The organism is Achromobacter sp. CF-sbj1-Ac2-l (assembly GCF_052698165.1).
This window is the reverse complement of record NZ_CP199855.1, coordinates 662,448-681,334: the sequence shown is the minus strand read 5'-3', so window position 1 is coordinate 681,334 and position 18,887 is coordinate 662,448. Positions and strand designations below refer to the sequence as shown.

16 protein-coding genes are annotated in these 18,887 nt (G+C 68.0%); 7 read left to right on the top strand and 9 right to left on the bottom strand.

Annotated features, from left to right (window positions below):
* Positions 1–560 precede the first annotated feature (560 nt).
* Together ACUDCK_RS03120 and ACUDCK_RS03115 are read left to right on the top strand one after the other, a co-directional pair.
* On the top strand, positions 561–1,784 hold the full coding sequence (locus tag ACUDCK_RS03120) for a DUF3142 domain-containing protein (RefSeq protein ID WP_244976951.1): 1,224 nt from the start codon (positions 561–563) through the stop codon (positions 1,782–1,784).
* A complete protein-coding gene (locus ACUDCK_RS03115; protein ID WP_175168039.1) occupies positions 1,771–4,266 on the top strand; it encodes a hypothetical protein in 2,496 nt (831 codons plus the stop codon). The genes ACUDCK_RS03120 and ACUDCK_RS03115 overlap by 14 nt, the downstream gene beginning before the upstream one ends.
* Positions 4,267–4,285: 19 nt before the next feature.
* Here the strand turns inward: ACUDCK_RS03115 and ribD are convergent, their stop codons facing one another.
* A complete protein-coding gene (gene ribD, locus ACUDCK_RS03110) occupies positions 4,286–5,401 on the bottom strand; it encodes a bifunctional diaminohydroxyphosphoribosylaminopyrimidine deaminase/5-amino-6-(5-phosphoribosylamino)uracil reductase RibD (RefSeq protein ID WP_175168072.1) in 1,116 nt (371 codons plus the stop codon).
* Between the two features lie 240 nt (positions 5,402–5,641).
* Here ribD and ACUDCK_RS03105 point away from each other — a divergent pair, with 240 nt between their 5' ends.
* Together ACUDCK_RS03105 and ACUDCK_RS03100 are read left to right on the top strand one after the other, a co-directional pair.
* Entirely contained in the window at positions 5,642–6,211 is a 570-nt protein-coding gene (locus tag ACUDCK_RS03105) for a cysteine hydrolase family protein (protein ID WP_054503439.1), read from the top strand.
* Between the two features lie 12 nt (positions 6,212–6,223).
* Positions 6,224–7,183, top strand: coding sequence for a GlxA family transcriptional regulator (locus tag ACUDCK_RS03100; protein ID WP_116791547.1), 960 nt, complete (start codon positions 6,224–6,226; stop codon positions 7,181–7,183).
* A gap of 159 nt (positions 7,184–7,342) precedes the next feature.
* On the opposite strand, the gene nrdR is transcribed toward ACUDCK_RS03100, so the two are convergent.
* On the bottom strand, positions 7,343–7,822 hold the full coding sequence (gene nrdR / locus ACUDCK_RS03095) for a transcriptional regulator NrdR (protein ID WP_006392798.1): 480 nt from the start codon (positions 7,820–7,822) through the stop codon (positions 7,343–7,345).
* A 206-nt stretch (positions 7,823–8,028) separates the two neighbouring features.
* Complete coding sequence (glyA, locus tag ACUDCK_RS03090; protein ID WP_049071180.1) at positions 8,029–9,279, bottom strand: serine hydroxymethyltransferase; 1,251 nt, start codon at positions 9,277–9,279, stop codon at positions 8,029–8,031.
* A 205-nt stretch (positions 9,280–9,484) separates the two neighbouring features.
* Here glyA and ACUDCK_RS03085 point away from each other — a divergent pair, with 205 nt between their 5' ends.
* The gene (locus tag ACUDCK_RS03085) at positions 9,485–10,123 is read left to right on the top strand and encodes a LysE family translocator (RefSeq protein WP_175168038.1); all 639 of its coding nucleotides are present in this window, start codon (positions 9,485–9,487) and stop codon (positions 10,121–10,123) included.
* Positions 10,124–10,201: 78 nt separating this feature from the next.
* Here ACUDCK_RS03085 and ACUDCK_RS03080 read toward each other — a convergent pair whose 3' ends face one another.
* Positions 10,202–10,858, bottom strand: a complete 657-nt coding sequence (locus ACUDCK_RS03080; RefSeq protein WP_054416409.1) for a YbhB/YbcL family Raf kinase inhibitor-like protein — start codon at positions 10,856–10,858, stop codon at positions 10,202–10,204.
* Between the two features lie 72 nt (positions 10,859–10,930).
* Positions 10,931–12,160 (bottom strand): tyrosine--tRNA ligase, encoded by a 1,230-nt coding sequence (gene tyrS, locus ACUDCK_RS03075; RefSeq protein ID WP_049071178.1) that lies wholly within the window; start codon positions 12,158–12,160, stop codon positions 10,931–10,933.
* Between the two features lie 259 nt (positions 12,161–12,419).
* Between tyrS and ACUDCK_RS03070 the strand changes: the two genes are divergently transcribed.
* Positions 12,420–13,832 (top strand): M23 family metallopeptidase, encoded by a 1,413-nt coding sequence (locus tag ACUDCK_RS03070; RefSeq protein ID WP_054503437.1) that lies wholly within the window; start codon positions 12,420–12,422, stop codon positions 13,830–13,832.
* Positions 13,833–13,911: 79 nt separating this feature from the next.
* Positions 13,912–15,021, top strand: coding sequence for an anhydro-N-acetylmuramic acid kinase (locus ACUDCK_RS03065; RefSeq protein ID WP_054503436.1), 1,110 nt, complete (start codon positions 13,912–13,914; stop codon positions 15,019–15,021).
* Positions 15,022–15,126: 105 nt separating this feature from the next.
* Here the strand turns inward: ACUDCK_RS03065 and erpA are convergent, their stop codons facing one another.
* From erpA to ACUDCK_RS03045, 4 genes are all read right to left on the bottom strand, one after another.
* Positions 15,127–15,498 carry an iron-sulfur cluster insertion protein ErpA gene (gene erpA / locus ACUDCK_RS03060; RefSeq protein ID WP_006388644.1) on the bottom strand — a complete coding sequence of 124 codons (372 nt, stop codon included), beginning with the start codon at positions 15,496–15,498 and terminating at the stop codon, positions 15,127–15,129.
* A gap of 85 nt (positions 15,499–15,583) precedes the next feature.
* A complete protein-coding gene (locus tag ACUDCK_RS03055) occupies positions 15,584–16,324 on the bottom strand; it encodes a DUF6776 family protein (RefSeq protein ID WP_054503543.1) in 741 nt (246 codons plus the stop codon).
* Positions 16,325–16,365: 41 nt separating this feature from the next.
* Positions 16,366–17,430 carry an N-acetyl-gamma-glutamyl-phosphate reductase gene (gene argC / locus ACUDCK_RS03050; protein ID WP_054503435.1) on the bottom strand — a complete coding sequence of 355 codons (1,065 nt, stop codon included), beginning with the start codon at positions 17,428–17,430 and terminating at the stop codon, positions 16,366–16,368.
* 195 nt (positions 17,431–17,625) lie between these two features.
* Positions 17,626–18,854 (bottom strand): IS3 family transposase gene (locus ACUDCK_RS03045; protein WP_197487112.1). Its coding sequence is split into 2 segments (ribosomal slippage): positions 17,626–18,504 and positions 18,507–18,854, totalling 1,227 coding nucleotides; the frame shifts between segments, so codons are not numbered across the junction.
* Positions 18,855–18,887: the final 33 nt, after the last annotated feature.

Genomic DNA, 18,887 nt, shown 5'->3' with positions numbered 1-18,887 from the left:
ACGTACGAAATGGTCAGCAATGATTTGAAGGGATGAGATATCCCGGTGGATTCTTATGATCCGGCACACAAGGCCGGTGCGTCCGCTATGCGATGGCAGCGAACGGTCTGAACGGCGCAAGGCGACTGCGTTCAGCGACGTATCGGTCCGGTTTGTGAAAAGCGCCGGTACGCGACACTGGAATCCGTGGTGACGAGGGCGCGTGGCGGGTTATGGAGCAAGCCATGCGCGCGTAGCGCCAAGTCATGACCTAGCTTAAGCCGAATTGACGGTTTTGTGGCAATTCATTTGTGCTCACGCGGTAAAAAAAGCTGTGGGATGCTTCGAGACAGACACGCAAGAATCGCTCCCAAACTTGCTGCCATCCCGCCACGAACCGCGCGGGCAAACGCTATGCGGCCGATGGTCCGCGGCTATCACGCGGTGGGTTGGCAGCCAGGCATCGAGAGTGCTAATACCCCTAGCGGCGTCAAGGATAGAATCACGCATCCGCGAAACCGCGCACGACACTGCCTTAAAACGCTTTCGATCCCATCATGCCGCCCCGCCCGCGCCCCCTCATGCAAGGGCTCCGCATCGTCCGCGCGCCGATGCGCTGGCGGCGTCTGGCGGCTGTGTGCGGCGTGCTATTGCTGGCCGCGTGTGAACGCGCCGTCCCACCCCTGCCCAACGACGCCTATGTCTGGCAACGGCAATGGACGCCGGCGCTGGTCAGCGCGCTGGCCGAGGGCGCGGATGCGGTGCGGTCATGGCGAGTGCTGGCGGCCGGACTGCGCGCCGACGGCGCCTGGTTCGACGCGGCGCCCGATCTGGCCGCGCTGGCCGCGTCACAACGACCCGTGGTGCTGGTGTTGCGGCTGGATGGCCGCGTCAACGACTTGCCCGCCGCCGACATCGCCGATCGCGCCGCCGCCGCGCTGGCGGCATGGGGCCGGGCCGGCGTCACGCTGGCTGGCCTGGAAATCGATTACGACTGCGCCACGTCGAAGCTGCCGGACTATGCCGCCTTGCTGGCGAAGCTCAAGACCCGCCTCGGCGCCAGCCTGCCGTTATCGATCACCGCCCTGCCGACCTGGCTTGACAGTCCCGCGCTGCCCGCATTGCTGGCGGTGCCGGACGAAACCGTGCTGCAGGTCCATGCCGTGCAGAACCCCACGCAAGGCCTGTTCGACGCCAGGCGAGCCCGCGCCTGGCTCGATGCCTACGCCCGCCATGCCGACAAACCCTGGCGCGTGGCGCTGCCTTCCTATGGCAGCCGCGTCGCCTGGGACGAACGTGGCAGGATCGCCGCGGTCGAAAGCGAACGCCCGGCGTTGATGCCGGGCGGCCGTTCGGCCGAACTGCTGGTCACGCCCGACGCGATGGGGGCCTTCGTCGCGACGCTCGACCGCGATCGCCCGGCGGGACTGAGCGGCATCGTCTGGTTCCGCCTGCCGACCCAGGCCGACACGCGAGCCTGGAGCCTGCCGACCTGGCGCGCCGTGCTGGCGCGCCAGCCGCTGACGCCGCAGCTCGAAGTGACCGCCGCCGCGCCCGCCGCCGGCGGCGCGCGCGACGTGCGCCTGGCCAACCGCGGCAACGCCGACACCGCGCTCCCGTTTACCGTGCGGCTCGACGCCACTTGCAACGCCGCCGACGGCATCAACGGCTACACCCTTGAATACGACCGCGAGGGCAGCTATCTTCGCCGCGCGCAGGACGGACTGCTGCGCGCCGGCGCCGAACGCGCCATTGGATGGATCCGCTGTGACTCCGCAACCCCGAGCTTCCATGTACAACCGTAAATCGCTTGCCGCCGCGCTGCTGCTGGCCTGCGCCGCCGGCGCCGGCATCGTCATCGCCTGCGGCCCGGACTTCCCGCCACAATTGCTGGACGACCGCGCCGGCACGCTGCAAGGCACGCCCGCCAACTCGTTCGCGTACGAGGCGGCGCGGCTGCTGCCGGCCACGGACACACTGCGGGCCAACGAATCACCCTTGCTGCCGGACGGCAGCTACCGCTCCAACGCCATTCCTGAAGCGTTCGACACGGCGTTGACGCCGGCACAACGGGAACAGGCGCGGGCGATGCGCGCCCGTCCCGACGGCGACCAGGCCTATGCCGCCGGCGCAGGCCTGCCGGAAGCCGCGCGGCTCTACGCCGCCGCCGCGGTGGACTACCGCAGCGCCGCCCATGCGCCGGATGAACCGCGCCTGGAACGCGCGCGCCAGCGCCTGCTGGCCATCCTGGCGCTGCCAGCGGAGCAGGCCGCGACCCGCCGCGTCTGGGCGGCCTATCTGCTGGCCGAAATCGGGGACATCGGAACCACGCCGGCGACGGATCACCCGGCGCAGGCCTATGCCCGGGTGCGCGAACTGGCGCGGCAAGGCGCGCCCGACCCCCTGGGCCTGGCCGTCGCCAGCTACGGCCAGGAAGCGCGCCTGTCATTGTCCGGCAGCCTCGGCCAATGCGCCTACGAAGACCTGTTCAACGCCTCGCCCTGCATGGATGCGATCGCGCCGCGCGACTTGCAGCAGGCCGTGCGCCTGTATGCCGCCCAGGCCGCGCGCGGTTCAGTCAGCGGCCGCGAATCGTTGCGCCTGATGGCCGACTGGGCGCTGGCCGCGCCGACGCGCGCCATCCGCCTGATCGAGGACCCGGTCGGCCAGCGCCTGCTGGTGGCGTACGGTCTGGCCCGACTGGGCGACATCGTCGACGGCAAACCGGACAGCGCGCGCGACCCCTTCGCCAACTTCGAGGCGACCGGCCGCCTGAGCCTGGCCGACGCCGCCGACGGCACGCCCAACGTCACGCCCAACCCCGCGCTGCAATCGCTGGTGGCCGCGCTGCAGACACAAGACCCGCGACGGATCGACAACGCCGACCGGGTCGCGGCGCTGGCCTACCGCGTCGGCCGCTACGACCTGGCGCAAGCCCTGGCCTCCCGGCTCGACACGGCGCTGGCCTGGTGGGTGCGCGCCAAGCTGGCGATCCGGCGCGGCGACAACGAACTGGCCGCCCAGGCCTACGCCCGCGCGGTCGACGCATTTCCGCGCGGCGACGGCAGCGTCGAGGCGGAGGCCGGCGCCCTGCTCAAAGGCGAACAGGGCGTGCTGTCGCTGTCGCGCGGCCAATACGTCGAAGCCCTGGACCAGTTGTACCGGGCCGCGGCGGCCGGCGATGGCGCCCCGCCGCCGGAAGAGGGCTGGCCGCTCTCGCCCTATTGGAACGACGCGGCCTACGTGGCCGAACGCGTGCTGACGACCGATGAGCTCAAGGCCTATGTCGACCGGCTGCCGCCGCCCCCGCCCGCGCCATCGCGGCCGCCGGGCTTCAGCCGCTACACGACCGACCAGTTCTACGAATGGAGCCGGCTGAACCAGCCGCCCGTGCACGACCGCCTGCGCCAGTTGCTGGCACGGCGGCTGGTGCGCGAAAACCGGGTGGCCGAGGCCCTGCCCTACTTCCCCGCGGACTCCGATCCCCGCTTCGCCACGCTCGACTATGCCGATGGCAACTGGACGATCCGGGAATCCGATGTCCGCCAGCGCGCCGCGCAATACGGCGAAGCGCTGCGGGCCGCGGGCAACGCCTGGGGCCGCACCTCCCGCGCCGAGGCCTGGTACACCGCCGCCACCCTGGCGCGCCGCGACGGCATGCGCATCATGGGCTACGAACAGGGCCCCGACTACGCCGTCTATGCAGGCAACTATTCCGCCGGCGCCGGCCGCGATGCCAACCCCTGGTGGCGCGAGCCCCGCGCCGATACCGATGTGCCGATGGAAACGCCGCGGCAGCGTGCCGAGGCGGATCTGCCGGGCCCCTACGTGACGCAGGAGGAACGCGCACGCTACGCGGCCAGCGAGGCGCGGCCCAACGTGCGCTATCACTACCGCCAGATCGCCGCCGACTACGCGATGAAGGCCGCCGACGAACTGCCCACGCGCTCGCAGGCCTTCGCGGCCACGCTTTGCCGAGGCGCCCGCTACGTGATCGATGACACGCCGGAGCGTGCCACCGCCATCTACCTGCGCTATGTGGACCAGGGCGCCCAGGTGCCCTTCAGCGACACCTTCGGCCGCGAATGCCCCGAACCGGACTTCCACTCGGCCTCGCGCTTTCACTACATCCAGGCCTGGAAGGCCTGGGAACGTGTCCGCAAGCAGCATCCGGGCCTCCTGATCGCGGGCGGCCTGCTGGCGCTGGCGGCGCTCGGCGCCGGGCTGTGGGCCTGGCGCAATGGCACCCCGACGGGCGGCGACAGGCGGCGCCAGAACGGCCTTTGAATATCGACGCGCCCCAGGGCTACCCGGCGGCGGGCAGTTCGACCCTTCGCAGCAGACCGCGCCAATGCTCGGGTACCCGCGCCCGCACACGCAGATCGGCCGCCACCCGCTCCGCCTCGATGAATTCGTAGCGCGGGGCGGCGTCCAACCTTTCCAGCATGGGCAGCTTGACCACGCCGGCGGCGTCGCCCAGCAGCATCGGCGCCATATAGATAAGCAGCTCATCGACGCAGCCGGCCGCGACCAGCGCGCCGCTCAGGCCGGCGCCGGCTTCGACGTGGACTTCGTTGAACTGCTGCGCGGCCAGCCAGCGCATCATCGCCGGCAGGTCGACCCGGTCGGGCGTCTCGTCGGGCAGCGCCACCACCCGCACGTTGCGGGCCTCCAGCCGCGCCTGCTTGGCGGCGTCGGCGCGGGCCGTGAACACGATGACCTCGCCGCCGTCGAACAGCCGCGCGTCCTCGGGAATCTCGAAACGGCCGTCGACCACCGCCCGGCGCGGCTGGCGCGGCGTCTGGACGCTGCGCACGGTCAGTTGCGGATCATCCTTGAGCACGGTGCCGATGCCGGTCAGCACCACGCAACTACGGGCGCGCCAGTGATGGCCGTCGGCGCGCGCCTCGGGCCCGGTGATCCATTGCGACAGGCCGTTGTGCAACGCGCTGCGGCCGTCCAGCGACGTCGCCATCTTGAGCCAGGCCCAGGGCAACCCGCGGCTCATGCGCGAGATGAAACCGGCATTCAGGGCCAGCGCCTCTTCGCGGCAAATGCCGGTGGTGACGGCGATGCCGGCCTCGCGCAGCCGCGCCAGCCCCTTGCCGTTGACCAGCGGATTGGGATCGCCGATCGCCACCACCACGCGCGCCGGCGCAGCCGCCAGCAGCGCGTCGACGCACGGCGGCGTGCGGCCGAAATGGCTGCACGGCTCCAGCGTGACATAGACGGTGGCCCCCGCCACCGATTCGCCGCGCGCCTGGGCATCGCGCAGGGCGCAGACTTCCGCGTGCGGGCCGCCGGGCGGCTGGGTCGCGCCTTCGCCCAGCACCCGGCCGTCACGCACGATGACGCAGCCCACCCGAGGGTTGGGCGCGGTCGAGTACATGACGGTCTGCGCCAGGGCCAGGGCGCGCCGCATCCAGGACAGGTCGTCGGATTCGCTGGGGTTCTTCATCATGCAGCGATTGTATGTCCGCGGCGGATCGCCGGCACGCCACGCCCGCCGTCCCGGGCCGGCGCGCTATGATGATTCAAGCGACCCGAAAGCCATGTCCGTTTTGGGCCGATGCTGGTCTCGGGACGGCCTCGCCCGGGAGCCGGGGCAGGACCACAATACGCCACGTACCTCCCGAAATCCCACGGCACGGAGCCCGCCGCCATGAAACAAGCATTGATCGTCATCGACGTCCAGGATTCCTTCCGCCAGCGTCCGTTTTGGGACGAATCGGAATACCCGGCATTCGTCTCGCAACTGCAGGGCCTGATCGATGCCGCCCGCGCCCGCGACATCCCGGTGCTGCAGGTGTTCCATATCAGCGCCGCCAACGACCCGGCCAACCCGTTCTCGCTGGCTTCCGGCCACGTCAAGACGCTCAAGGAACTGCGCATCGCCCCCGACGCCGTGTTCCACAAGACCGTGCATTCCTCGCTCTACGCCAAGGACGCCGACGGCGCCACGCTGCGGGACTGGCTGCGCAAGCACGCCATCGAAGGCATCATCGTCAGCGGCATCCGCACCGAACAGTGCTGCGAGACCACCACGCGCCACGCCAGCGATGACGGCTTCAAGGTGGTGTTCCCGACCGACGCCACGCTGACCTTCGCGATGCAGAGTCCGTCGGGCAAGCACTACACGCCGGCCGAGATCCGCGACGCAACCGAACTGGTGCTACAGGGCCGCTTCGCCCGCATCGCCCGCGCCGCCGACGTCTTCGCCGACGCGCAATAGGACGGCATGGCCATGATTCCCGTGCACTTCGTCCTGCCCCGGGGAATCGTGCTGCTCGACGTGGCCGGGCCGGCCGAGGCGTTCCGGGTCGCCAACAAGCTGTGCCCGGACGCCTTCGCCCAGCATTTCTGCGGCCCGTCCACCGAAGTCGAAAGCGGCATTCCCGGCCTGCACCTGGCCCGGATCCAGCCGCTGCCCGAGAAACTGCCGCCCGAGGCGCTGGTGATCGTGTCCGGCGTGGTCGGCAAGCACATCCGCCTGGATGAGCCCGAGGCCCGTCTGATCATCGACTGGCTGGCGCAGCGCCATCCGGCCGACGGCTTCACGCTGATGACGGTCTGCGCCGGCGCCCTGTTCGCCGCGGCGGCCGGCCTGACGCGTCAACGCGAATGCACTACCCACCATAGCTGCCTGGCGCAACTGGCCGACCTGGATCCCAGCGCCCGGGTGCACGACAACCGCATCTTCGTGGAGGACGGCAACCTGGTCAGCAGCGCCGGCATCACCGCCGGCATCGACCTGGCGCTGCACATGGTGTCGCGCCATTGCGGCCCGCGCGTGGCCAGCGAAGTGGCGCGCGACATGGTGGTGTACCAGCGCCGCGCCGGCACCGACTCGGCGCTGTCGCCCTGGCTTGAACACCGCAACCACATGCATCCGGGCGTGCACCGCGTGCAGGACGCGGTGGTGCGCAACCCGGCGGCGCCGTGGTCGGCGCAGTCGCTGGCCGAACAGGCCCACACCAGCCCGCGCCACCTGACGCGGCTGTTCCGCGAGCACGCAGGCTGCACGCCCATGGACTACCTGTATCAGATACGCGTGGCGCTGGCGCGCGACATGCTGCGCGAAACGCGCTTGAACCTGGAGCTGGTGGCGGAGAAATCGGGCTTCGGCTCGGCCCAGCACCTGCGCCGCGTGTGGCGCCGGTTCCAGCCGCAGACGCCCAGCATGGCGCGGACGGTGGCGCCATAGCGCGCGCCGGACGGCAGGGCGCCGGTAGCGCCACGGCGGCCGCCTACGGGTCAGGCCGCCTACGGGCCAGGCCGCGTCGGGGTCGGCTGCGTCAGGCCGGGCCGCGTCAGGCCGGGCCGCGACAAGCCGCGCTGCGACAGGCCGACCCGCGCGACGGCGTCATTCCTTGCGCAACTTGCCGGGCAGCACCGGCCCCTGCATCTCGCGGATCGCCTCGACGAACTCGCCGATGTCCTCGAAGCTCTTGTAGACCGAGGCGAAGCGCACGTAGGCCACCTTGTCGAGCTTGCGCAGCTCGTTCATGACCAGCTCGCCGATGTGCCCGGAAGCCACTTCGCGCAGGCCGCTGGCCAGCAGTTGTTCCTCGATGCGGGCCACGGCCGCGTCCACGTCCTCGGTGCTGACCGGGCGCTTGCGCAGCGCCAGGCTCAGGCTGGCGCGCAGCTTGGCGGGATCGTAGTCGCTGCGGCTGCCATTGCGCTTGACCACGGAAGGCAGCGCCAGCTCCACCCGCTCATAAGTGGTGAAGCGCTTGTCACAGGACTGGCAACGGCGCCGGCGGCGGATCGCGTCGCCCTCTTCCGAGACACGGCTGTCGACGACCTGCGTTTCGGAGTTGCCGCAAAATGGACACCGCATGTGTGATCCCTGAAAACACGGAAAGCAATAATTCGCCGATATTGTAACGATGCGACAGTCTGTCCGCGTCGACTATGACAAATTCGTCCCTATTATTTTTGCCACGATGACCGCCGGCGCGCAAGCGCCATTGGCCTGAAAACAAAAGGACGGCCCCTCGCGGAGCCGTCCTTGTCAGCCACGGGCGGAAAAGATCCGCCGTCGCATTACTTCTTGCCGTACACCGGCAGGCGCGAGGTCAGTTCGTTGACCTTGGCGCGCACGGCGGCGATGTTGGCCTCGTCGCGCGGGTTGTCCAGCACGTCGGCGATCAGGTTGGCGGTCAGCTCGGCCTCGGCTTCGGTGAAGCCGCGGGTCGTCATGGCCGGGGTGCCCAGGCGGATGCCGCTGGTCACGAAGGGCTTTTCCGGATCATTTGGGATGGCATTCTTGTTGACCGTGATGTGGGCCTGGCCCAGCACCGCTTCGGCTTCCTTGCCCGTGATGCCCTTGGAGCGCAGGTCCACCAGCATGACGTGGCTTTCGGTGCGGCCCGAAACGATGCGCAGGCCGCGCTTGACCAGCGTGTCGGCCAGCACCTTGGCGTTCTTGACCACTTGCTGCGCGTAGGTCTTGAATTCGGGTTCCAGCGCTTCCTTGAAGGCCACGGCCTTGCCGGCGATGACGTGCATCAGCGGACCGCCCTGGATGCCGGGGAAGATGGCCGAATTGACGGCCTTTTCGAACTCGGCCTTCATCATGATGACGCCGCCGCGCGGGCCGCGCAGCGACTTGTGCGTGGTCGAGGTGACGAAGTCGGCGTGCGGCACCGGGTTGGGGTAGGCGCCACCGGCCACCAGGCCGGCGTAGTGGGCGATGTCGACCATGAACAGCGCGCCGTTGTCGTGGGCGATGCGGGCCATACGCTCGAAGTCGATGTGCAGGGCGTAGGCCGAGGCGCCGGCGACGATCAGCTTGGGCTTGTGTTCCTTGGCCAACTGCTCGACCTGGGCGTAGTTCAGGACTTCGTTTTCGTCCAGGCCGTACGAGATGAAGTTGTACAGCTTGCCCGAGGCGTTGACCGACGCGCCGTGCGTCAGGTGGCCGCCTTCGGCCAGGCTCATGCCCAGCACGGTGTCGCCCGGCTTCAGGACGGCCATGTACACGCCCTGGTTGGCCTGCGAACCCGAGTTGGGCTGCACGTTGGCGGCTTCGGCGCCGAAGATCTGCTTCAGGCGGTCGATGGCCAGTTGCTCGACCACGTCGACGTATTCGCAACCGCCGTAGTAGCGCTTGCCCGGGTAGCCTTCGGCGTACTTGTTCGTGAGCTGCGTGCCCTGGGCTTCCATGACGGCCGGGCTGGCGTAGTTCTCCGAAGCGATCAGCTCGATGTGCTGTTCCTGGCGAACGTCTTCCTTCTGGATGGCGGCCCAGACATCCGGGTCAGCCTTGGAGAGGGTGAGGTTGCGGTCAAACATGACGGGGGGTTCCTGAGGCGGTAAGAGAGGAGGAAACTGCGCCCGGGTGGGTAAACCCGGATAATGACGGATAGTTTACCGCGTCGCGCCGCTTCCCCTGTCGCCAAAATGCCCCGAATGGCGGCAAAATTCCCGCCAAGGGCGCGAAATTTCCGGCATTCCTCCTCGGCTGGAAAACGCACTCAACCCGACTTGAGAAACTTTCATGCAAACCCAGACTTTGGTCGCGTACACCCTGGTCGCCGCCGTCAGCGTCGTCACCCCCGGCCCCGCCAGCATCCTGGCCATGCGCAACGGCGCGGCCGGCGGCCTGCGCGCGGTGCTGCCGTCGTCGCTGGGCAACGTCACCGGCCTGTTCCTGCTCTCCGCCGCCGCCATGCTGGGCCTGGGCGTGGTGCTGCAATCGTCCGCCCTGCTGTTCGCCGCCCTCAAGGTCGCGGGCGCCGCCTACCTGATCTACCTGGGCATGCGCCATCTGCTGGGCCGCAGCAGCGTGGCCGCGCCGGCGCCCGACAGCGCCGGCCGCCCGCCGCGCGGCGCGCTGGCGCTGTACCTCGAAGCGACTTTCGTCGCCGGCCTGAATCCCAAGCCCATCCTGTTCTTCACCGCGCTGTTCCCGCAGTTCCTGAACGCGGCCGAACCGCTGCTGCCGCAGTTCTTCATCCTGACCGGCATCTTCATGGGCCTGTCGCTGCCCTCGCTGCTGGCCTACGGCCTGCTGGCGCGCCGCGCCCGCCGCCTGTTCCAGCAGCCGCGCGCGGTGCGCTGGATCAACCGAGCCGTGGGTTCGGTGTTCGTCGCCTTCGGCGTGGCATTGTTGCGCCTGAAACGCGCCGGCGTCTGAGGGCGCGGCGCATCCGACGGACATCTCGGAAATAAAAAAGGGCCGCATTGATGCGGCCCTTTTTGCTGATCGCGCCAATCAGGACGCCGAGGTCGCCCCGATCTGCTTGGGCGCCAGCTTCGGGTTGAGCGTATAGGTGCCCGTCAGCGACGCCTGCGCCAGCACGTGCTTCTGGATGGCGCGCAGCGCGTCCTCGCCGGTGAACGCACCCTGCAGGTTCAGCGTGTGGACGTCCAGCGCGTACAGCGTGAACACATAACGGTGCACCAGCGCGTCGTTCCAGGGCGGGCACGGGCCGTCATAGCCGAAATAGTCGCCGCTCATGTCGTGGTCGTTGGCGAACCAGGACGAGTAAGAGTTGATGCCCTGGCGGGCATCCAGCGGCGCCAGCGGGCCGCCCTTGCCGCGCGGCGTGATGCCGCTGGAAAAGGCGCCTTCGTCGATTTCGCGCATGTCGGCCGCCAGGTCGACCAGCACCCAGTGGAAGAAATCCACGCGCGGCAGGTCGGCGGGGACTTCGCGTCCCTCCTGGTTGACGTCGTCGGGCTTGGAGGGAACGTCCGGATCGTGGCAGATCAAGGCGAACGACTGCGTACCCGCCGGGACGTCGTCCCAGGAAAACTGCGGGTTGTAGTTGTCAGCCAGCGCGACGTGCGATTGCGCATCGATCTTGCCGAAGGCGTAGCGCTCCGGAATCGACTCGTGATCGGAAAAAGACAAACTCGAAAGTTTCATGTCGTGCTCCTTGAAGTGCTGCGAAGGCATCCCAGCCTTGAACGTCCCTCCAGCGTATCAAAATCTTCGCGATTATGGGTTCAACTTAACACGCGCGAACTTGCGCTTGCCCACCTGGACGACGTAAGTCCCCGCAGGCAGTTGCAACGATTTGTCTTCGACCCGGTCGCCATTGACGCGCACCCCGCCCTGCTCGACGTTACGCTGGGCTTCGGAACCCGATGCCACCAGCCCGGCCTCGCGCAGCAGCTTGAGGATGCCGACCGGCGCGCCGCCGATGCTGACTTCGGGCATGTCTTCCGGAATCGCGCCGTCGCGGAAACGCGCCTCGAACGCGGCCAGCGCGTCGTCGGCCGCCTTGGCCGAGTGGAAACGGGCGATGATTTCCTGGGCCAGCATGACTTTGGCGTCGCGCGGATTGCGGCCGCCGTCGATCTCCTGGCGCAGCGCGGCGATGTCTTCCAGCGAGCGGAACGACAGCAACTCGAAGTAACGCCACATCAGCGTGTCGGAAATCGACATCAGCTTGCCGAACATCGAATCGGGCGACTCCGAAATGCCGATGTAGTTGCCCTTGGACTTGGACATCTTCTCGACGCCGTCGGTGCCGACCAGCAGCGGCATCGTCAGGATGCACTGCGGCTCCTGTCCATACTCCTTCTGCAGTTCGCGGCCGACCAGCAGGTTGAACTTCTGATCGGTGCCCCCCAGCTCCAGATCGGACTTCAGCGCCACCGAGTCGTACCCCTGCATCAGCGGGTACAGGAATTCATGCACCGAGATCGGGATGCCGCCCTTGAAGCGCTTGGTGAAATCCTCGCGTTCCATCATGCGCGCCACGGTATAGCGCGACGCCAACTGGATCATGCCGCGCGCGCCCAGCGGGTCGCACCACTCGGAGTTGTAACGGATCTCGGTGCGGGCCGGATCCAGCACCAGGCTGGCCTGCGCATAGTAGGTCTTGGCGTTGGCCTCGATCTGCTCGCGCGTCAGCGGCGGGCGGGTGCTGTTGCGGCCGCTGGGGTCGCCGATGGTCGAAGTGAAGTCGCCGATCAGGAAGATGACCTCGTGGCCCAGGTCCTGCAACTGGCGCATCTTGTTGAGCACTACGGTGTGCCCCAGATGGATGTCCGGCGCGGTCGGGTCCAGCCCCAGCTTGATCCGCAGCGGCACGCCGGTGGCGCGGCTGCGGGCCAGCTTGCGGGCGAATTCGGACTCGACCAGCAGCTCATCGCATCCGCGCTTGGCAATACGCAGATCGGCTTCGACTTCGGGGGTGATGGGGGCTTCTGAAGGTGACATTTTTAGGGGGGCCGCGACGGCTTCAGCCGATAAAAAGGTGTAAAAAGTGACGAAAACTATCGAAAATTCTAGCCGAATCAGCTAGGATACCGCCCTAATCATACGCAACTGTCATATATACGCAGTTGCGCGTCCGGTTACCACCCGTTGTTCACAAGATGCGCCCCGCGCCAGCCCTTGCCCCGGAAAACGTGGCGCGCGGGGGCCGTTCGTGTCACGCACCCTGCGAGCTCATGCCACCTGAGAGGGTATCTTCACGATGAATCGTGGCCTCCACGACCTGGCGAGTAGCATCAAGCGCAAAGTTGCTGCCGTGTTTGCGCCCGTCGAACCCAAGCCCCATCGCTCGGGCCTTTTCCGCCGCACTCTCCTCGTCACCGCCATGGGTCTGTTTGCTGGCGCCGCCGCCTTGGGCATGGTGCAGCAACCCGACCGCAGCGAAATCCCCCCCACCCGCGTCATCCAGAGCATCCTGCCGCTGACCACCGACCAGGTCGAAGTCAGCACGCCCAGCGCCGCGCCCTACATCAGCGAAACCCGCATCCGCGCGGGCGACACGCTGGCCGCCGTGCTGCAGCGCCTGGAACTGGATTCCCCGGACCTGCAGACCTTCCTCACCCACGACGGCAGCGCGCGCAGCATCTACAAGCTGTACCCGGGCCGTTCGGTGCAGGCCGCGACCGACGCGGAAGGCAACCTGATCTGGCTGCGCTACATCCACACCCCCGGCAACGAAGCGGACGGCCAGGTCGTCACCCGCATGCTGCACGTGGCGCGCACCGACAACGGCTACAAGGCCGAGGAAATCACCGAGAGCACCGATCGCCAGACCCGCGTCGCCGTGGGCACGATCCGCTCCTCGCTGTTCGGCGCCACCGATGCCGCCGGCATCCCCGATTCGGTCACCATGCAGATGGCCGACATCCTCAGCGCCAAGATCGACTTCCTGCGCGACCTGCGCCAGGGCGACCAGTTCCGCGTGGTCTACGAAGTGCGCTCGCACGACGGCCGCTACGCCGGCGCCGGCCGCGTGCTGGCCCTGGAGTTCATCAACGGCGGCAAGACCTACTCCGCCGTCTGGTTCAGCGCCGACAACAACAAGACCGGCTCGTACTACGACTTCGACGGCACCAGCCTGCGCGGCGCCTTCCTGCGCACCGCCCTGAAGTTCAGCCGCATCAGCTCGACGTTCGGCATGCGCATGCATCCGATCCACAAGACCTGGACCGGCCACAAGGGCGTGGACTACGCCGCGCCCTCGGGCACGCCGATCCACTCCACGGCCGACGGCACGGTGGAGTTCTCGGGCTGGCAGAACGGCTACGGCAACGTGGTCATCATCAAGCACCATGGCAAGTACTCGACGCTGTACGCGCACCAGAGCCGCATCGCCGAAGGCATCACCAAGGGCACCAAGATCTCGCAGGGCCAACTGATCGGCTACGTCGGCGCCACCGGCTGGGCCACCGGTCCGCACCTGCACTACGAGTTCCGCGTCGACAACCAGCCGATCGACCCGTTGTCGGTCGACCTGCCCGTCGCCCGCGCCCTGGAGCCCGCCGAGATCCGCGCCTTCAACCAGGCCGTGGCGCCGTACAAGCAGCAGATCCAACTGCTCACCGAATTCCAGCAGACCCTGCCCGACGCGCTGACCAACGTGGCCAGCCGCTGAGGCGGACCTGCATGACGCACCCGCAAGGCGGCCCGCGCATCTCGATGCCGGGCCGCTTTTTTTTCCAGGCAGCCCCGACATGACCGTACCCCCGCACTTCATCGGCCTGATGTCCGGCACCAGCGTGGACGGCGTCGACGGCGTCCTGGCGCGCCTGCGCGACGGCCAGCCACCGCAGTTGCTGGCCAGCGCGAGCCTGCCGATGCCGGCGGCGCTGCGCACCGAATTCCTGGCGTTGAACCAGGCCGGCGACGACGAGCTGGCCCGCGCCGCGCTCGCCGCCAACGAACTGGCGCGCCTGTATGCGCAGGTAAGCGTGAACCTGCTGGCCACCGCCGGCCTGCGGGCCCAGGACATCGCCGCCATCGGCGCCCATGGCCAGACGGTGCGCCACCGCCCCGACAGCGGCTATACCGTGCAATTGAACGCGCCCGCCCTGCTGGCGGAGCTGACCGGCATCGACGTGGTGGCCGACTTCCGCAGCCGCGACGTGGCCGCTGGCGGCCAGGGCGCGCCGCTGGTGCCGCCCTTTCACGCGGCCGTGTTCGGCGCGCCGCAAGGCCGCGCGGTGCTCAACCTGGGCGGCATCGCCAACGTCACGCTGCTGGCGCCCGGCCAGGCGCCGCGCGGCTTCGACACCGGCCCGGCCAACGTGTTCCTGGACGGCTGGTGCCAGCGGCACCTGGGCCGGCCCTACGATGCCGACGGCCGCTGGGCCGCCAGCGGGCAGGTGCTGGCGCCGCTGCTGGAACAACTGATCGCGAGCGAACCCTGGTTCGCGCTGCCGCCGCCCAAATCGACCGGCCGCGACCTCTTCAACATGCGCTGGCTGGACGATCGGCTGGCGGCCTATGACGGTCCCAAGCCGGCGCCGCAGGATGTGCAGGCGACATTGCAGCGTCTCACGGCGCGCACCGTCGCCAACGCCATCGACGCCGCCGGCGCGGACGTGCGCGAACTCTATGTATGCGGCGGCGGCGCCTGCAACCCGGGGCTGATGCGCGAATTGGCGTACTGCCTGCAGCGCCCGGTGCATGCCACCGACGCACTGGGCGTCCCGGCGCAGCAGGTCGAGGCGCTGGCCTTCGCCTGGCTGGCGCAGGCCTTCCTGGCGCGCCAGCCGGCCGGTCTGCCCAGTGTCACCGGCGCCCGCGGCCCGCGTATCCTGGGCGCGCTATATCCCGCCTGACACGCGGCCCGCGCCCAGCAAAAAGCCCTTCGGAAAACCGGAGGGCTTTTTTTTGTCGGCCGGACGCCCGGTTCGCGCCGTCATCCCGGCGCGAAGACGCGAGGCTTACACCGAGAACGACGAACCGCAGCCGCAGGTGGTGCTGGCGTTGGGATTGCGGATGACGAACTGGGCGCCTTCCAGGTCTTCCTTGTAGTCGATCTCGGCGCCGACCAGGTACTGGAAGCTCATGGGGTCGACCAACAGTTGCACGCCGGCCTTGTCGAGCACGGTGTCGTCTTCGTTGACGACTTCATCGAAGGTGAAACCGTACTGGAAACCCGAACAGCCGCCGCCCTGCACGAACACGCGCAGCTTCAGCTCGGGGTTGCCTTCCTCGGCCAGCAGGTCCTTGACCTTGGCGGCCGCCGAGTCGGTGAACACCAGGGGAGCAGGCGGGGCGGCCTGCAGGTCGACGGTTTCGGTCACTGCATTCATGATTCACTCCTGGCCGCTGGGGCCGTATTCCGATGAGCGGCTGCGCCGCTCGCATGTAGTCACTATAGCGCAGGCGCCGCCGGACTCAAAGTTCGAGCTTGACGCTGCGGGAGGCACGGACCACATCGCCCTCCAGGATGCTGATGGTGACGCTTTCGGGGACAAATCCCTCGGGCACGGCAAGGACGCCCTGGCTGCGCTGGTACTGGTCGAACTGCAACGCCAGCGACGCCGCCGTGGTGGTTTCGCCGCTGACCGGCACCGGGCCGCTCTCGGCCTTGACCTGCATCGGTGCCAGATCGACGGTGACGATTTCGCCCTTGAGCGTGCCGGTGGCCTGGAACCGCAGCGTACCGGTGAACTGGGCGCCGCCGTTGCGGCCGCTGCGCATCAGCAGCACCTTGTAGCGCAGGCCGCCGCCTTCGCGGTCGATCTGGGCGCCACGGATATCCACGGTGCCCTCCGGACCCGGCGGCAGCAGTTGCTCATAGAACGCCAGTTGGTCGCGCACCCGGCCGACCTCGGCCTGGGCCGCGTGCAACTGCGTCTCCAGCTCCTGGCGCGCCGAGCGCTCGATCACCAGTTCGCCATCCGCGGTATCGAGCTGGCCGCGGAGGTAGCGCAACTGCACCGACTGCTGGCGCATGGCTTCGTCGCGCGTCTCGACCTGGGCGGCGCTGAGCACCACGGCATCCACCGGCTGATAGACGCCGCGCGCGTAGTAATAGCCCGCCGCCCCGCCCGCCACGACACCGGCCAGCACGCCGGCAGCCAGCCGCAGGCCGAGGCGGGGGATTCGAGGCGTGTCGCGGGAGTCGTTGGACATGGAAAGCGGGCCGGCGGACTTGCCGCCGGCCCGGCGGCGCATCAGGGCAGGATCGCGACCTGGTCCAGACCGACGGTCTCGGGCAAGCCGAACATCAGGTTCATGTTCTGCACGGCCTGGCCGGCCGCGCCCTTCACCAGGTTGTCCTGCACCACCATGATGATGAGCTGGTCGCCGCCACCCGGACGCGACAGCGCGATGCGCAGGTTGTTGGAAGCGCGCACCGAGCGCGTCTCGGGCAGGCTGCCGGCCGGCATGACGTCGACGAACGGCTCGTCGGCGTAGCGCTGCTCGAACAGGGCCTGGAAGTCCGTGTCGCGCGCCTCGGGCTTGATGCGGGCGTAGATGGTCGAGTACATGCCACGGATCATCGGCACCAGGTGCGGCACGAAGGTCAGGCCGACCTTGCCGCCGGCGATCTTCTCGAGCTGGGCGACGATTTCGGGATGGTGGCGGTGGCCGGCCACGCCGTAGGCCTTGAAGTTGTCGGATGCCTCGGAAAACAGCGAGCCGACTTCGGCCTTGCGGCCGGCGCCGGACACACCCGACTTGCAGTCGGCGATCAGGGTCTGCGCATCGACCAGTTGCTTGCCGCCTTCGAGCAGCGGCGCCAGGCCCAGCAGCACGGTGGTCGGGTAGCAACCCGGGTTGCCGATGACGCGCGCCTTGGAGATGGCTTCGCGGTTCAGCTCGACCAGGCCGTACTGGGATTCAGCCAGGATGTCCGGGCAGGTATGGGGAATCTTGTACCAGCGTTCGAAGGTGGGCACGTCCTGCAGGCGGAAGTCGGCGGCCAGGTCGATGACCTTGGTGCCGGCGGCGATCAGTTCCTGGGCCTGGGCCATGGCCACGCCGTGGGGCGTGGCGAAGAACACCACGTCGCAGTCGGTCAGCGTGGCCTTTTCCGGCGCGGAGAAGGCGATCTGCACGCGGCCGCGCAGGTTCGGGTACATGTCGGCCACCGGCAGCCCGTCTTCCTTGCGGGACGTGATGGCGGTCAATTCCACATGGGGATGCTGCGACAGCAAGCGCAGCAGTTCGACGCCGGTGTAACCGGTGCCGCCGACGATACCAACCTTGATACGGGAGTTCGATGCTTGGGCCATGATGTGTGCTCTTCGTAGAACGAGGCTCGATTGTATCGCTCGGACAACCGGCCTTGCCGCCACGCCGGAAACCGCGCGGCGACCGATGTCCGACCGGACGAAGCCCGCGGAGTTCCGCGGGCCTGGGCGGGGCCTGGGCCCCGGGATGACCCGTCCTGCCCTAGGTTGACACCTACGGGACGGTATCCGTAGCGATTACGGACTGAGCACCCGATGAACTTCATCGGGTGTTTTGCATTGTAGGGACAGATGTGGGCGCTCGGTGTTGTAGATCTGGACAGACTGCCTGACCATGAGCCTGGCTTGGGCCAGATCAGCGGGTCTTTGGAGCAACAGCTCTCCCTTCAGGATGCCGTTGACCCGCTCGGCCAAGGCATTCTGGTAGCAGTCGTAGCCGTCGGTCATCGAGCAACGGATGCCATGGCGGGCGTGCAGGCGCTGGTAGTACGTCGAGCAGTACTGGATGCCTCGATCCGAGTGGTGCACCAACGGCTGACTCGAGCGCCGCGAGCGCAACGCCATCTCCAGCGCGCGGCGCACCCCTTCGGTCTGCAGATTCTCGGCCACGTGGTAGCCCACGATCTTGCGCGAGTAGGCATCGGTCACCAGGCTCAAGTAGGTGCACCGCTGGTCGGTCGGCAGGTAGGTGATGTCCGCCACCCAGACCTGCTCGGGGCCGGTCGCCACCACCTGGCCTTGACCCGCCTTGAGCAGGTTCGGGTGGCGCCGGAAGCGGTGATGGCTGTCCGTGGTCTTGTGATACGCCCGGCGCGGTCTGACCAGCATCCGGGCGCTGCGCAGGATGTCGAACAGCGCATCGCGCCCGGCCTTGATCCCCGCCTCGCGCAGCGGCTGGCGCAGCACGTGATGTAGCTTACGCGTACCCAACTTCGGTTGCCGGACCCGCAACGCCGTCACCATCGACACCACCTGGCAAGCCTGCTGCTGGCGCTCTCGCTCCCTGTGCCTGCCCTTGTAATAGGCCTGGCGGCTGTGCCCCATGTAGCGGCAAGCCCTTGCCACGCTCAACCCTTGGACGAGCTTTTGCGTGAGGACTTGCCCGAAGGCTTTTTTACGACGCGCACCCCGTAGTCTTTCTCCAGCACGTTGACCACGGCCTCGAACAACTGCGCCTTCTCGCGCGCCTCCTTGAGCTGAACCTCCAGCTCCTTGATCCGCTGCTCGGGCGTGAGTCCCTTGCCCTGACGATCCATATCCACTCCTCTGACCGTCGGCAAGCTCCAGCCACTCCAGCCCGGGCGACCATGCTTGCGCAGCCACACCAGCACCGTCGACCGGCCTTGGATCCCGTAGCGACGCTGCGCCTCTTTGTACGTCAGCTCGCCTTTTTCCACCTGCTCGACCACCGACAGTTTAAAAGCCAGGCTGTAATCCCGCTGGGTTCGCTTGATCCTTGATTCCAATTGACTCTCCTTTTTTCTCTCAAAAAGGTGTCA